Source organism: Hyphobacterium lacteum, from assembly GCF_036330345.1.
Taxonomy (GTDB): Bacteria; Pseudomonadota; Alphaproteobacteria; order Caulobacterales; family Maricaulaceae; genus Hyphobacterium; species Hyphobacterium lacteum.
Map to the genome: position 1 here is coordinate 17,616 of NZ_JAZDRP010000005.1, position 14,725 is coordinate 32,340.

General features: G+C 62.2%; 11 protein-coding genes. 7 read left to right on the top strand and 4 right to left on the bottom strand.

Annotation, left to right across the window (positions count from 1 at the left end):
• The first annotated feature begins 85 nt into the window (after positions 1-85).
• Both V0U79_RS08990 and V0U79_RS08995 read left to right on the top strand, forming a co-directional pair.
• Entirely contained in the window at positions 86-1,906 is a 1,821-nt protein-coding gene (locus V0U79_RS08990; protein WP_330199164.1) for a multicopper oxidase family protein, read from the top strand.
• A gap of 277 nt (positions 1,907-2,183) precedes the next feature.
• Positions 2,184-2,927, top strand: coding sequence for a DUF4386 domain-containing protein (locus V0U79_RS08995; protein ID WP_330199165.1), 744 nt, complete (start codon positions 2,184-2,186; stop codon positions 2,925-2,927).
• A gap of 62 nt (positions 2,928-2,989) precedes the next feature.
• On the opposite strand, the gene V0U79_RS09000 is transcribed toward V0U79_RS08995, so the two are convergent.
• Positions 2,990-3,724, bottom strand: coding sequence for a hypothetical protein (locus V0U79_RS09000; protein WP_330199166.1), 735 nt, complete (start codon positions 3,722-3,724; stop codon positions 2,990-2,992).
• Entirely contained in the window at positions 3,721-4,740 is a 1,020-nt protein-coding gene (locus V0U79_RS09005; RefSeq protein ID WP_330199167.1) for a LysR family transcriptional regulator, read from the bottom strand. The genes V0U79_RS09000 and V0U79_RS09005 overlap by 4 nt, the downstream gene beginning before the upstream one ends.
• Here V0U79_RS09005 and V0U79_RS09010 point away from each other — a divergent pair.
• The 4 genes from V0U79_RS09010 (at position 4,739) to V0U79_RS09025 (ending at position 10,101) form a co-directional block, all read left to right on the top strand.
• The gene (locus tag V0U79_RS09010; protein ID WP_330199168.1) at positions 4,739-5,107 is read left to right on the top strand and encodes a group I truncated hemoglobin; all 369 of its coding nucleotides are present in this window, start codon (positions 4,739-4,741) and stop codon (positions 5,105-5,107) included. The two genes, V0U79_RS09005 and V0U79_RS09010, sit on opposite strands and share 2 nt — an antisense overlap.
• A 22-nt stretch (positions 5,108-5,129) precedes the next feature.
• The gene (locus tag V0U79_RS09015) at positions 5,130-5,636 is read left to right on the top strand and encodes a GFA family protein (protein ID WP_330199169.1); all 507 of its coding nucleotides are present in this window, start codon (positions 5,130-5,132) and stop codon (positions 5,634-5,636) included.
• Between the two features lie 33 nt (positions 5,637-5,669).
• On the top strand, positions 5,670-6,668 hold the full coding sequence (locus tag V0U79_RS09020) for a fibronectin type III domain-containing protein (RefSeq protein WP_330199170.1): 999 nt from the start codon (positions 5,670-5,672) through the stop codon (positions 6,666-6,668).
• Between the two features lie 106 nt (positions 6,669-6,774).
• On the top strand, positions 6,775-10,101 hold the full coding sequence (locus tag V0U79_RS09025; RefSeq protein WP_330199171.1) for a S8 family serine peptidase: 3,327 nt from the start codon (positions 6,775-6,777) through the stop codon (positions 10,099-10,101).
• A 33-nt stretch (positions 10,102-10,134) separates the two neighbouring features.
• Here the strand turns inward: V0U79_RS09025 and V0U79_RS09030 are convergent, their stop codons facing one another.
• The gene (locus V0U79_RS09030) at positions 10,135-11,223 is read right to left on the bottom strand and encodes a DUF5694 domain-containing protein (RefSeq protein WP_330199172.1); all 1,089 of its coding nucleotides are present in this window, start codon (positions 11,221-11,223) and stop codon (positions 10,135-10,137) included.
• A 153-nt stretch (positions 11,224-11,376) separates the two neighbouring features.
• On the opposite strand from V0U79_RS09030, the gene V0U79_RS09035 reads away from it, so the two are divergent.
• Complete coding sequence (locus V0U79_RS09035; protein ID WP_330199173.1) at positions 11,377-13,830, top strand: CehA/McbA family metallohydrolase; 2,454 nt, start codon at positions 11,377-11,379, stop codon at positions 13,828-13,830.
• Here V0U79_RS09035 and V0U79_RS09040 read toward each other — a convergent pair.
• Entirely contained in the window at positions 13,817-14,680 is an 864-nt protein-coding gene (locus V0U79_RS09040) for a DUF1295 domain-containing protein (RefSeq protein ID WP_330199174.1), read from the bottom strand. The genes V0U79_RS09035 and V0U79_RS09040 overlap by 14 nt on opposite strands.
• Positions 14,681-14,725 lie beyond the last annotated feature (45 nt).

Here is a 14,725-nt window from a genome sequence, read left to right on the forward strand (position 1 = left end):
CCGCCACGCGCGATGGAACGAATCGTAGAGACTTCATTTTTGTTTTTTGCTAACGTTGGCATTTGATGCTCATGGGGGAGAGCGAATGACCAACAAGTGGGTAGCTGTGGCCGTATGCGGATTTCTTTCTGCATGCGGTGACAATCAAGTGGAGTCATCCGGCGCGCCGTCATACGAGCTGAGCGTGGAAAGGGTGAGGGGCGAAATATTCAATCCCTGGACGCTTGAAACGGACCAGCTCGAATTGAGAGCCTATCGCGGCGAAGGCCAGGAAACATTCGGCGCTCCGACCATGCGTGTGCGGCCAGGCGAGGTGCTCCGGCTGGGCGTCCAGAACAATCTGCCTGAGTGTACCGAAGAGCAAACCGCGCGGCATGAATGTTTCAATGTCACGAATATTCACACGCACGGGCTCTGGGTTTCACCGGGCGGAAATAGCGACAATGTCAACATTTCTATCAACCCCGGCTCCCGTTTCGATTTCGAATTCGCGATACCTCCCGAACACCCGGCCGGCACATTCTGGTATCATCCCCACACTCATGGCTCGACAACAATCCAGCTGGGCAGCGGGATGGCGGGAGCGCTCATCATCGAGGGCGACCGTGTTCCCACAGCGGAAACCCCCGGTGATATCGACATCCTTTTATTTGATGAGGATGCCCGACCGCTGCCTGAGCACATCCTGATGATTGGCCAGATCCAGTATGCCTGTTTCAATGAGGAAGGCCGGCCGCGGGGGTGGGAGACGCTCACACGGGAAACACCACTCTCGGAAATACCGCCGTGGACCTGCGGCGAGGATGAAGTCGGAACCGTCGAGCGTCTTTCACAAATCGGGCCGTTCCGAGAGCTGATGTCCGGGCGGGTCCTTACACTGAACGGCCTGGTCCAACCGACGCTTGAAGGTTTCGAGGCCGGCCGGTTCGAGCGGCTTCGCATGGTGCACGCGGGATTGCGGCGCAGTGCACGAATGACCGTTCGCCGCCTGGCCGACGATGCTCCGGCTCTGGCAGAAACTCCAAGGGCGGAACATGCTTCTTGGATTGGACAATATTGTACCGGTGAGGCTCAGGAACTGTTCCAGTTTGCCGATGACGGGCTGACCCGCGCCGGGATGCGGCAGGTCCATCGGGCCGACATGTATCCTGGCGCACGCATGGATGTTCTGGTTCGATTTGACGAGCCGGGCGATTATTGCCTGATCAACGATCAGACCGGTCCTCGGCAGCCCGAGGATTATCGCATTCTCGGACTGCTCGAGGTCGGCGGAGAGACGGTCGCGGAGAACGATGCGCGCACCGCCCTGACAGAACTGCTCGTGAATGGTGCGATCCGGGCGATCGACGATCCGGATGTGCGCGCCAGCGTCATCAGCGATCTTCAGGACGATCTCAGGCTGAGTCATTTCGAGTGGCACGAACCTGTCACCGACGAGGAGCTGACCGGCTATCAGACGGCCATCATGAGCATTGTCGAACATGAAGGCGGCGCGACACTCAGCATCGATGGTCAGCCCTTTGACCATCGCCGGATCGACAGGGTTCTGACGCTGGGCGCTGTGGAGGAATGGGAGGTCACCGCCAATCTCGGCCGGCATCCATTCCATATCCACGTCAATCCCTTCCAGGTGGTCAGTGTCGTCAATGAAAACGGAGAGGACGTAACCGATCCCACGACCGATGCCTATGATGCGGAATATGCCGGAATGATTGGTGGCTGGCGCGACACGATCATCGTCAAGCGCAACTATACGGTTCGCCTCCGGACACGCTATCGGAGATTTATCGGAGACTTCTTCGTGCATTGCCATTTTGCCAGCCATGGCGATGAAGGCATGATGCAGTATGTGCGCGTTGCCCTGCCGGGCACCGAGCATCGAGAGGTCCCTATGGGCCAACACTGACAGCGTGTTGTTGGGGGGCGTAGCGACTCGCGCTTGATTTGATGCCGCTAAATCCTCATTGCCAAGGTGAATGTCGTGAGTTCGGCTCTCATCGCCCGATCCATTTTCCTGCAGCGAATATATGGCGAAGGCCGCGATGACGTGCACCCTGCTGGCGCCGTGAGCTCCGCAAGCCGCTTTTTCTCATAGCGAAAAAAGATGCGCCGATTTCCAAATCGGCAAGACCACAGGGGGAAAGCAGACACAATTGTGCGACCGAATAGGGAATGGAGCTCGCATGACCCCTGCACTCGTATCACGCCATCCTGTATCGCTGGCACGGCTATCCGGCCTTGCTTACGTCATCATCATCCTGAGTGGAATTTTTGCCCAGATCGTGGTTCGTGGCGGCCTGATCGACTGGCAGGACGCGAGCGCCACGGCGCTGGCCATCCAGACGGATGATGCCCTGTTCCGGCTTGGCATACTGGCCGACTTCCTTGTTTTTGCGCTCGATATTTTTCTGGCGGTGACCTTCTACCGCCTGTTCGTGGCCGTCGACCGGGGCGTTGCCCTGTTTGCGTTATCGGCGAGGCTGGTGATGAGCGCCGTCATGGTGACGGCCCTTCTGGCCGAAACCGCCCCGCTTCTGCTTCTTGGCGATACGCCGATTGCCGGTCAGCTGGATCCGGAAGCGGCAGGCGTATGGAGTCTGGTTTTCCTCGGGCTGCACAATGAAGGCTATATTCTTGGCCTGATGCTGTTCGGACTGCATTGCGGCGCCCTGGGTATCCTGCTGACCCGCTCGCGCTATTTTCCGACCTTCCTCGGCTTGCTCATGGGCCTGTCCGGGCTCAGCTATGTCGCGCTGGGTGTGGTCCATTTCGGACTTCCCGCGCTGAGCGGCGTGGGTGGCATGCTTCTGCTTCCCGCCGCATTGCCGGAATTTGTGTTCGCCGGCTGGCTGCTTGTCCGGGGCCTTAATCGCCGCCAGTGGCAGGCGCAGATTGAAGCGGACGGCTCACATTCCGAAAGGACATGACCCGGCACGGGAACGCTGACAGGCAATGCGTGAGACAACCCGGTACGCGCAGACGCGACCGGTCAGTGCCCCACGTCCGCCTGCGCGGCTTCGAGGCTGGCGCGCACCTCTGACAGGGCTTCGGTCCAGGGGCGCAGGCCGGCGGCGACGAAATAATCATAGAGATCCATGTTTTCCGTCAGCGCATTGATGAAGGCCGGATCATCGCGCATGCCGTCAATATCGCACGCGCCGGCATAACCGACCCGCGGCTCCTCTCCGTACAAAATCGGCGTAATCCGGATCAGGCCGGGAAAGTCGCGGGTCATATTGCTGGCAATCACCGGATAGCGCTGCAGCATTTCGCGCAGACTGTCCGTTGCCTGCTCATAGCGCGACAGGGCCTGCCGGAGCCGGGCATCGCGCAATATGCCGAGACGGCCGGAGGCGACGATCTCCTCCAGCGTGGTCAGGCTGGCAATCGTGACGCCGAAATGATGAGAGGCCGCCAGGGCGAGGCATTCCGTTTCCCCCAGCGCCGCAATGTCCGGATCGTCAATCTGCTGCCAGGCGGAAACAAGATGCCCGACGCGGTCCAGCCGAGCGTTCAGCGTTGCGGAGGCGAGCTGTTCAGCCAGCCCGACATCGGCGGCCAGCCCGTCCATCATGTCCACGGCGTCGCGGCGTTCCTGCTGCGCGGCATTCCAGGCCGAAATCTGGAAGCCGATCACGACGCCGAGTATGACGATCAGGAATTCGAGAAACACCGCATAGTAATTCTGTTCGCGGATCGACCGAACCAGATTGTTCAGGATCATGTCTGGGCCTCACTGGGTGGTTCGGGACCCTCCGGCTGACCGGCGAAGAGTGGTGCCAGCGCCGGGATTTCCCGCTGCATGTGTTCGCGGAAAAGGGTTACGCGCCTGGTGTTCTTCAGATCCCGGTGATAGAGCAGCCACAAGCCGATTTCGTGCCGCGGATCGGGCTCCTGGAACCGGGAGAGCCCGGCTTCACTATCGCCGAGGAAACATGGCAGATAGCCGACGCCCAGCCCTTCCCTGATGGCCGCGAGGGTCAGCGAGGTCTCGTCCACCCAGAAGCTGTGAGCGCCCTCCGGGCAAGCCTCTCGCGTCCAGGTCCGGTGAAAATCGCAGCAATCAACCCCGATCCATTTTTCCTCGGCCGCCCCCGCCCGGACCGCATTGCAATAATCGGTGGCGCCATAGACGGTCGAGGCGATGGTTGTCAGCCTTGTCCCGATCAGGGTCTCGCCGGGACTATTGGTCTGGCGCAGCGCGATATCGGCATCGCGTTCGGCCAGCCGTACCGAGTCATTGGTTACGTCCACGCGCAGATTGATCCCCGGATGGGCCTCTGTGAAGCGGGCGAAAACCGGCATCAGAACGGTTGATGCCATGTTGGCGATGGCGGTGATGCGCAGCTCTCCCGAGGCATCCTGGCTCTGACCGCCACTGGCCGCTTCGAATGACAGCAATTCCTGTTCAATCCGGTAGGCAGAGATCCGCAGATCCTCTCCCGCCGCGGTCAGCGTGTAGCCGGTGGCGCTGCGCTCCACCAGCGGGGTGCCGACCTGTTCCTCCAGCGCATGGATGCGCCGCGAGACCGTCGAATGTTGTACGCCCAGCCGCTTGGCGGCCGCGCTGAACGAGCCCTCACGGGCGAAGGCCAGAAATATGCGGGCATCATCCCATTGCATGCGGCCAGCGGCCCCCTTGTGCATTCCTGCAAACCCGGTGTCGATTTTTCCCGGATTTTCAAAATCCTGCGCGAAGGCATGCTGATTGACAACTGCAAACCGGAGGAATGCCGCCATGTCAGCCAGCCTTTATGCCCGTCTCGGGGGTTATGATGCGATCGCGGTTTTTGCCACCCGGCTGGTGGCCAAAGCCCAAGCCGATGCCCTGCTGGGCCGCTTCTGGGCCCATCGCGGCGAAGACCGGAAGGCCCGCGAGCTGCAGATCCTGATCAACTATCTCGTTCGCGAGACCGGCGGCCAGATGCACTATACCGGCCGCGACATGGCGCTGGCCCACAAGGGTATGGGCATCAGCGAGGCGGACTGGTCGCGCTTCATCGAAATTGTCTCGGGCACAGCCAGCGAGCTGGGCGTCGGTGCGACGGAAGGCGGTGAAGTGATGGCGTTCCTTGATTCCCTGAAATCCGACATTGTTGGCGTCTGATCCCGAATCCAGGAGCGAAACGATGACTGACAAGACCGAAACCTGCACCGGCGGCTGCACCTGCGGCGAGGTCCGCTACGAGGTGCACGCCTCTCCGATGATCGTGCATGCCTGCCATTGCCGCTGGTGCCAGCGCCAGACCGGGGGGCCGCACGTCATCAATGCGCTGATCGAGGCCGAGCATGTGGTGACGACCAAGGGCGAGGTCGAGACCATCGACACCGCCTCACCCAGCGGCAAGGGGCAGATCATTGCCCGCTGTCCGAATTGCAGGGTCGCGGTCTGGAGCCATTACGATTTCCGGGGCTTGCGTGAGCGCGTGCACTTTCTGCGGGTCGGCACGCTGGACAATCCCGACCTGATGCCGCCGGACGTCCACATCTACACATCCACGAAAATGCCCTGGTACGTCATTCCTCCGGACCATTATGCGGTCGAGGAATTCTATGATCTGGCCACGACCTGGTCGCCGGAAAGCCAGCAGCGTTTCCAGGCCCTTGTCGCGGCCATGAAAGCCGGTCCCGGCTAGGACCGGCCGCATACCCTTAAAAAGGAGAGCCTCATGAAATTGCTGACATCCATTTTGTCGATCATCATCCTGCCCGCTGGCGCCGCTTTTGGCTGGCAGGCGCTCTCCACACCCACCAGCCCGGGCGCCTCAACGCCCGGATATGAATGTGCTGACGAGGAAGACGGCCGTTTTTGCGTCTGCGTCGGACTGATCGACTGCATGCGCATGCGAGACAGCGAGGTCTGCGTCCATCGCAGCGGACCGCTGGAAGGCACGGATGATTTCGAGTGTGACGATATCTTCGATGCCTGTTCCTGCACCTGGCCGCGGGAGAATCAGAGCCGGCTGCGGCACCCGGAGCGCTTTGGCGAGGCCGACACGCTGGACGCCGGGCGGCGCAATGAAGTGGTGAATGCGAGGCGTGGCCGTGATCCGCGCACGCGCAGCGGGAATGCAGAAACCGCAGCGCTGGATGGCGCCGGAAATGGCGACGATGTGCCATCGACCGCGAGATTCGATCCGGTCAGCCCGATCACCGATCCGATCGAGGACGCGCTGGCGCCGGTCGGCAGCGAGATCGGTGATGCCATCGGGAGCGTCGAAGACGGATTGGCCGACCTTCTGGGAGGATCCTCCAGCGACGAGGAAGAGCGGGATTCCATCGTCGATCACCGCACAGGCCGGACACCGCCCCGGCGCAATGAAACCGTGCCGGCCCGGCGTGGCCGTTTGCCTGCCCCGTCGGATGTATCCATTGGTGCCGATACACCGACCAGTTTCGAAATCAGCTGGCAGGACAATGCCCGGTCTGAACACGGGGTACAGGTCGAGCGCGGCATTCCGGTCCGCGAGCGCGGCGGCGTGAATTATAACTGGCGGCGCATCTTCAACAGTGAAGAGCGCGTCGACAGCCGTGTCCGGGGTACGGGTCCACGCTCGGATATTGATGACGGGCTCGTCCAGGGCACACTTTATTGCTACCGGCTAAGGGCGTATCGCTCTGATCAGACCTCCGATTATTCGGATATTGCCTGCTCGACGCTTCGATAGAAATCGGACAGGCCGGGCCTTTTCCTGCTGGACCCGGGCCGGACCTCGCGTAACATGCCGGGTTGAGAGGCGGGCCATTTGCCCGCTCGGGTTCGGGGGTGTTTTCATGGTCCGTTTTCTGGTTGCCGCATTGTCGCTTGTTCTGGGCACGGCCAGCGCTTTCGCTGCCCCTGTCGAGCTGGATGAGTACACGCAGTCGAGGCTGGAAAACGGTCAACGCGCGCAAGTCATTGTCTGGCTGGCCGCTTCTTCTCCCGAGCTCGCGGCTGACGGGCGAAGCTTCGAGGACGAGCTGCGGGACACTACAGATGACGTCATGATGCGGGTCTTCGGCCTGCCTGCCGCGCGCATGGCCGAAGCCGCTCCCGGCGACACAACCCCCCGAATTGTCAGACAGTTCAGCTTTACGCCCGTCGTTGCGATGGAGTTGTCGGCGGCAGAAATCAGCCTGCTGGCGCAGGACCCGGAAGTCCGGCGCATCGAAACCGACACGCTGGACCGGCCAATGCTGGACGAAAGTGTGCCGCTGATCGGCGCCACAACCCTGCACAGTGGCGGCAATACCGGCGCGGGCGTCGCGGTCGCCATCCTCGATACCGGGGTCGACCATGAGCATCCCATGTTTGCCGGCCGGATCACCGGATCGGCCTGTTTTTCGACAACCAGCGGCGATTCCACCAGTGTTTGCCCGGGCGGTGCGGCATCCGATACGACCACGCCGGGCGCCGGAGACAATTGCGAAGGCGAAACGAATGGTGCTGACGGTTGTACTCACGGCACCCATGTGGCCGGCATCGCCGTTGGCGGATCCTTCGTTGATCCCGACAATGGCGCGCGCACCCTGCTCGGTGTTGCGCCGGGTGCCGACATCGTTGCGGTCCAGGTCTTCTCCCGCTTTGTCAGCACGGATGCCTGCGGCAGCAGCGATCCCTGCATGCTGGGCTATACGAGCGACCAGCTGGCGGCCCTCGAATGGCTATATGCCAACCGCGCCACTCTCAATCTTGCCTCGATCAATATGAGTCTGGGGGGCGGCCGGGAAACGGCGGCCTGTCCATCCAATTCCCGGGCCTCCATCATCGCCCAGCTGCGCGCTGCCGGCATCGCCACGGTCATCGCGTCGGGAAATGAAGGTTTTTCCGACAGCGTCAGCGCACCGGGTTGCATTCCGGACGCCATTACGGTCGGCTCGACCACCAAGACCGATGCCCTGTCCAGCTTTTCGAATTCCAGCTCGCTCGTAGATGTTCTGGCACCCGGCTCGTCCATTCGCTCGGCCTTGCCGTCCATCGATGACAACGGAACAGGCCGGGCCTCGACCGCCTCCGGCACCTCCATGGCGACACCGCATGTCGCCGGGGCCGTGGCTCTTTTGCGCGCGAGCCATCCGGCGATGAGCATTGATGCCATCGAGAATGCGCTGGAAGCAACCGGCGTGCCGGTTACCAATAGCAATAACAATGTCACCACGCCGCGGATCCGCGTGGACCGGGCCGACACCCAGCTGGCCGCAGGCGGCAATGGTACGGTCGCCAGTGTGATGACCGTTAGCCCTGTGCGCGCCTTCAATGCAGCCGGAAACGGCAGTGACCCGGCCGATTACGGCACACAGGACTATACCCTGACCAATACCAGTGGCGGCTCGATCAATTGGCAGGCGGCCGGCAGCACTGACTGGCTGGTGTTGACGATTGTGCCCAATGACGGACCGCCGCCCCCCTTCGACACACCGTCCGCCGACACCGAAAGCGGGTCACTGTCGGCGGGTGCCAGCGTGACCGTCCGCGCCAGTGTCAATCCGGACGGGCTGTCCCCCGGCACCTATCAAGGCACGATTACCTTCACGGCCAATGGTCAGTCTCCGGGTTTGCAGGTAGCAGCCGCGCTGTCCGTCGGATCGACACCGCCCGTCAATGATGATTTCGTCAACGCTCTGGTTCTCAACCAGGCCACCCAGACGACGTCCTTCAACAGTGTCGGGGCGTCCAAGGAAAGCGGCGAGCCGAACCATACCAGTGGTGGCGGCGCCTCTCTCTGGTGGCTGTGGACCGCGCCTGCCACCGGTCAGGTGCGCATCGAGACCCAGTCTGCCTCCTTTGACACCATGCTGGGCGTCTATACCGGCAGTGCCGTGAACGCCCTGTCTTCGGTCGCCCAGAATGACGACATCAGCTATCCGTCCAACACGCAGAGCCGGGTCGAGTTCGAGGCTACGGTCGGAACCGTCTATGCCATCGCCGTGGACGGGTATGGCGGTGCGTCCGGCAATGCCGATCTTGCTGTCATCCTGCAAGCGGCCCCGTCGAATAATGATCTGGCCAGCCCGATGGCACTGACCGGCGCAAACGGGTCCCGGATCGTCTCCAACTTCAATGCGACACTGGAGAGCGGCGAGTCCCAGCATGGCGGTGTTGCGGGCGGCGCGTCGGTCTGGTTCTCCTGGCAGGCTCCGGCCAGCGGTCCGGTGTCCTTTACCGCGACAGGCGGTGCCAATGCCCTGCTTGCCGCCTATGACCAGAATACGCATGGCGCAACGGCACTGTCGCAATCCGCCACCGGTTCGATCAATTTCACAGCCAGTTCGGGCACGGATTACTATATCGCGCTGGACGGGGAGGCGGGTGCGCAGGGCCTGTTCACCCTGAGCTGGGCGCAGGGTCCTGATCCGGCCCACAGGCTGTTTGCCGCAGTGCTGCCGAATGCTCGTTCGGTGCAGCTGGGAACAACAGCCACCGCCTTTGCCACGGTGATCAATCCCGACAGTTTCGGCACCAGCGGCGCCAATTGCCGTATCCAGCCTCCCTCGGATTTCAACGGCGCCTTCAGCTTCCGGCGCACGGATCCGGCGACCAACCAGCCGGTGGGCAATGACGGAGACACGGTCAGTCTCGCCTCTGGCGCCAGCCAGACCTATGTGCTGTCGATGACACCGGGTGCCGTCATGAACGGCCAGGTCATCGCCCCGGTCTTCTTGTGTGATGACATCCGCCCGACCGATCCGATTCCGGGAGTGACGACCATGTCACTGACCGCGTCAGCAACCCCGGGGGCAGATATTATCTCGATTGCCGTGACGCCGTCCGCCAATGGCATACTGGCGGTGCCCGAAGGCGGCGCAGCGGCCTTCTCGGTGGCGGCGGTCAATATCGGAGCCAGCCAATCGGTGACCATCACGCCGGGCACCGGCGGCGAAACGCTGCCGCTGACCATTTCGGTCTGTGAGACCAATCCGGGAACCGGGGCGTGCATCAGCGCACAGCAATCGTCGGTGACGATGACGTTTGCGGCGAATGAGACCCGTACATTCACGGTATTCGTCAGTTCAACCGGCGCCGTCTCCTTCCTGCCCGCCACCAACCGGGTCTTCGTGACCTTTACCAATGGTTCGGACGTGACGGTTGGCGCGACCAGCGTGGCCGTGCAATCGCCGTAGGAGCCGCGCAATCCGAAAAGACCGGATCGGCATTCAATTGCCGAGAAGGCTTTCCGATGGCACGATTTCTACGTCAGTCATGCGCGACAGGTAGTCCTCCAGCCATGGCCGGTGAGCAGCGCCAACAATGATCAGTATCCTGGCGCCGGGGCGCCCTATAGCGGCCCGGCGGGCATTTGACGCCATTCCCAGATTCCGGATTTCCCACATGGCCACGCGATCCCTGCCCAACCCGTTTGATGGCAGTGCCAGAAAACTCAGCCATTGGCCGCGGACATCGAGTTCGCGATAGGCGGGCGAATTCATCCACCGGTATATTTCCATGACCGATCCGGGGCCATCAAAACTGAAGTCCTGGGTTTCAAGAAAGGCCTGCAGCGCCTCTGATTGCATCAGTGCCGGGACATGATTGCTGAGCTCTTCCTGAAAAACGCTGTCGAGGAAAAGGTCCTTGTCCTGATGATCGTCCAGCGAGTGCAGACGCGCGAGATTCAGACGGCGGGCGAGGGCAATTCCAATCGTTGTCCGCTCATTCATGCTCGACAGGCGCATGTCGAGCTGATCCGCGAGCCCGGCCGACACGCCATTGCCAGGCTGGCGTTCGGCCGGGTCCAGATAGCTCCATTGCAAGGCAGCGGAATCCGGTTCAAGTGCCGCCGCAAACAGTGCAATGGCGCGGCGCCTGTCAGACGGGTCAGGGTCGGATTCGGCAATTTGCATGGCCTCGGCGAGCGCTTCCCGACGCAGCGGGCGTGGCTCAAGGGAAACGGCTTCGGCCATGGCCAGAGCGGTTCGACCAAACGTCGCGGCGACATCCGGGTATTCCGCACTGCGGGCCTGCAGCGTCTCGATCTGCCAACCTGGCAGGCTTTCGACCACGATGACATCCGGCGCCCAGCTTTCCAGCCGATCCAGCAGCGGCGTCAGCCAGGCCGGATCGAATCCCTCCGCAGCGCTAAGATGCGACGTTCCCAGAACAACATATTGTGTCGGCTGTCCATCGATTTCCCCGACAAGGCCGGCGGGCGATATCTGCCCGGCCTGCAGAGCCAGGGCGGATGGGTTCATGGCTGCATGGCAAGCCGCTAACAGGGCGCCCACTGCTATCCGGAAGAATGTCATTGCTTTCCCCTTTGCGCGATCCTTGCTCCAATGATGCGAGGAGAGACCCGCTTGGATGTTCAAGCCGCGACTTTTCCATCTGCAACCTGCCCGGTCTTGCCGACCGGCACCGCTCTGCTAGCGTCTTTCTGCAATCAGGCAGGGGGAGCCAGTATGATGCGTCTTTCGGGGATCACCCTTCTTTCAGGAGCCATCACCGGGCTGCTGGCCGCGGCCAGCGCCGGAGCGCAATTCGACGGTCGCTATCCGCGGGTCGATGATTTCGGTCATCAGATCTATCTGGAACAGCATGAATTGCCGATCCTGGCGCATGGCGCACGCGAGCCGGCACCAGCGCCGGACGGACAACATCTGGCCTTTGCCGCCCGCGGCTGGATCTGGCTACTGGATATGGACACGGGCGTCGCCACCCAGCTGACCAGCAGTCCTGATATCGATGCGCGGCCCCGCTGGTCCCCGGACGGAACACGCCTCGCCTTTGTCCGCGATAATGGCAACGACACCATGGTCGTCGTTCGGGACATGAGAAGCGGCCGTGAAACTGTGATCGACACGTCGACCATGGATCTCGACCCGGAATTTTCCGGTGATGGCGATTATCTCTTTTACACGTCCGGTGTTGGTGGCTCGCTGGGCCTCTGGCGCTATCATCTGGCCTCCGGCGCAGAAACCATGCTGACGGACCTGCCGCAGGTGGAACGCAATGCCCGCCGCATCAACACGCGCGATGCCCTGCTCTATCTGCACGGCACCGGAGCCTACCGGTCACTGCGCCTGCGGGATTTCATCAGCGGCGAGGATGAAGCGGTCGTCGAGAACACGCTGACCTATCACCTGACCGCAGACGTCCATCCCGAACACGACGTCATCGTCTTCGCCAGCCCCACGGGGAATGACTATCACCTCTACACAATGGATTTGTCCGATCCGCGCGTGCATTCGCAGATCACTTTCGGGACAGGCTTCGCCCAGAACCCGGCCTATAGCGCGGATGGCACCATGGTCTATTTCGACGAGCCGGATGCCGACCAGCAATTCCACCTGTACGCCGTGCCGGCGTATGGTGGTGCGGTGCAGCGGGTCGCCATCACACGCTGGGATCCTGCTGCGCCTCAAGGTCAGCTGGTGATCGAAACGCGCGATGAGGCCGGCGAGCCGGTTGCGGCGCGCCTGTCGGTCGAGAGCGCAGACGGGCGCTCCATCCCGTCACCCGTCGGTCCGACCTATTACGACTCGCAGACCGGGCGGCATTATTTCTATTCGCAGGGACGGCTGCAGCTGGACGTGCCCGCCGGCCGCTATCGTGTCATCGCGGCTCGCGGGCCGATGCACATGCTGGCGCGTGGCGAAGTTCGTGTGCAGCGCGGGGGCAGCGCCGAACTCACCCTGTCACCGGAAGAAATCTGGGATGCTGCAGATGCCGGTTATGTCTCGGCGGATTATCACATCCACCTCAATGGCGATGGACAGCATCGCGCCAGTCATGCCGACACGATGGCCTCCATTCTTGGCGAGGATCTCGATCATATCGCCCCGATGTCCTGGAATCGCTGGGAGCGGCTGATCGATCGTGAAATCGTCGGAATGGAAACCGCTGAGGACGGCCACATCGTCCATCAGGCGCAGGAAGTGCGATCGCATTTCCATGGCCATATTGGCCTGATCGGTGCCAGCGAACCCTTCTTTCCGTGGTTTTTCGGACCGGCTAATCCGGCGCTCGGCGATCCGGACCTGACCAATGGCGCGGTGTTCGAACATGCCGATGCGACCGGCGGCTTTGCCACCTATGTCCACCCGATCGGTGACGATGACGGACCGTTCGCCGGGGACGCGCCATCCGGCATCCCGCTGGAAATGGTCGCCGACAGCCTGCTGGCGGACCGTGTGGGCATCGAGATGGTCTGTGCCTGGACCAGCCCGCTGGGCAATGCCGAGCTCTGGTACCGTTTTTTGAATGTCGGCCGGCCGGTCGTGGCCATGTCGGGCACGGATACCTGGACGGATTTCCACCGCACCCCGCCGCCCGGCACAGGCCGGGCCTATGTCCGCGCGATTGACCGGATTGATGATTTCGGTGCCGTGCTGGATGCGGCAATTGCCGGCGAGAGTTTTGTCACCACCGGCCCTGCCCTGGTGTTCGAGCTGGGCGATGGCAGCCGGCCCGGCGGCGTGACGTCCGCCGGCGAAACAAGCTGGCAGGTGCAGCTGGCCAGTGCCGTGGCGCTCGACCGGGTGGAGATCATCGTCAACGGTCAGGTTGTGCAATCCCTCGGCGGAATCGAGGCCGGAACCAGCACGGTGCTGAGCGGTAATATCGTTCTGCCCGAGGCGGGCTGGGTAGCGGCGCGGGCCTATACATCCGAGCGTCAGGCTGATGCCTGGCCGACCTTCCACATGCGGCCCTTTGCGCATTCCTCACCGATCTGGATCGCGGAGGTCGGCAGCACGGATCCGGCGGCAGCAGCAGCCGCCGCTGCCGATCTGATGGCCGCGCTGGATGTGTCGGAAGCCCGGGCGCTGGACGCCTATGGCGATGTCGCGATAACCCGTTTGCAGGCCCGCTTCGAAGAGGCGCGCGCCTATCTGCGCGGTTTCATGACCGAGTAGGCGGCTTCGGGAAGAGAACGGGGGTGCGGTCCCGATAGGCCTGGAAGTCCGGGTCGGACCCCCATTTTTGCTCGGCGGCCTTCTCCAGCAGCGGTACGCCGCTGACCCGCGTCAGCAGCAACATCACGAAAACCGGCGAGATCAGGACCACATATTGCGGCCCGCTCAGGATGGGCAGGGCGATAATGGCAATTCCCGTCCACAAAACGATCTCGCCGAAATAATTGGGATGGCGGGACCAGGCCCACAGGCCGGAGGTAATGAATTTCCCGGCATTCTCCGGGTCACGCCGGAAGGCGCGCTTCTGATTGTCGGCAACCACCTCGATGGCAAAACCGGTGAGCCAGAGCGCCAGTCCGGCCACCAGAAATGCATCCGCCGGCTGCGGGACGGGCGTCGAGACCACCATCAGCGCACAGGCCGCCGTCAGCGACACCCACAATCCCTGCAGCGTCCAGGTGATGAAGAAACGCGCCGGGTTCTGCTTGATCTCGTTGAAACGCTTGTCCTTGCCGTCGGCGCTGATGCGGGCAAACAGGAATGTGCCGAGCCGCAGCGCCCAGATGGCCACGCAGGCTGCCACCAGCCCGCCGCGCAAATCCACCGTACCGGCGGAATAAAGCGCAAAGCCGATCACCGCCAGATAGGTCACGGATCCTGTGAGATCGTAGAATTTCTCGGTTTTCAGGATCGCCGACGGCACAAAGACCAGCCAGTTGATGGCAAAGGCCAGTACACCGGCGCCGAGCATTACGGAATGGCCGTAGACGCGCGTATCGCCCCAACCGGCCAGCGCCATGATGCCCAGGCCGATAGCGGCCACGATGATCGCGATAATGATGGCTTTCATGGTTCTCTCCCCTGGAAGCGGAATCTGGTGCGGTCAGGCATTGAA

What these genes read in the sequence shown, in the direction of transcription:
- V0U79_RS09040 (WP_330199174.1), bottom strand. Translation starts at nt 14,680, where the DNA reads ATGAAAGCCATCATTATCGCGATCATCGTGGCCGCTATCGGCCTGGGC.
- V0U79_RS09020 (WP_330199170.1), top strand. Translation starts at nt 5,670, where the DNA reads ATGAAATTGCTGACATCCATTTTGTCGATCATCATCCTGCCCGCTGGC.
- V0U79_RS09025 (WP_330199171.1), top strand. Translation starts at nt 6,775, where the DNA reads ATGGTCCGTTTTCTGGTTGCCGCATTGTCGCTTGTTCTGGGCACGGCC.
- V0U79_RS08995 (WP_330199165.1), top strand. Translation starts at nt 2,184, where the DNA reads ATGACCCCTGCACTCGTATCACGCCATCCTGTATCGCTGGCACGGCTA.
- V0U79_RS09035 (WP_330199173.1), top strand. Translation starts at nt 11,377, where the DNA reads ATGATGCGTCTTTCGGGGATCACCCTTCTTTCAGGAGCCATCACCGGG.
- V0U79_RS09000 (WP_330199166.1), bottom strand. Translation starts at nt 3,724, where the DNA reads ATGATCCTGAACAATCTGGTTCGGTCGATCCGCGAACAGAATTACTAT.
- V0U79_RS08990 (WP_330199164.1), top strand. Translation starts at nt 86, where the DNA reads ATGACCAACAAGTGGGTAGCTGTGGCCGTATGCGGATTTCTTTCTGCA.
- V0U79_RS09005 (WP_330199167.1), bottom strand. Translation starts at nt 4,740, where the DNA reads ATGGCGGCATTCCTCCGGTTTGCAGTTGTCAATCAGCATGCCTTCGCG.
- V0U79_RS09015 (WP_330199169.1), top strand. Translation starts at nt 5,130, where the DNA reads ATGACTGACAAGACCGAAACCTGCACCGGCGGCTGCACCTGCGGCGAG.
- V0U79_RS09030 (WP_330199172.1), bottom strand. Translation starts at nt 11,223, where the DNA reads ATGACATTCTTCCGGATAGCAGTGGGCGCCCTGTTAGCGGCTTGCCAT.
- V0U79_RS09010 (WP_330199168.1), top strand. Translation starts at nt 4,739, where the DNA reads ATGTCAGCCAGCCTTTATGCCCGTCTCGGGGGTTATGATGCGATCGCG.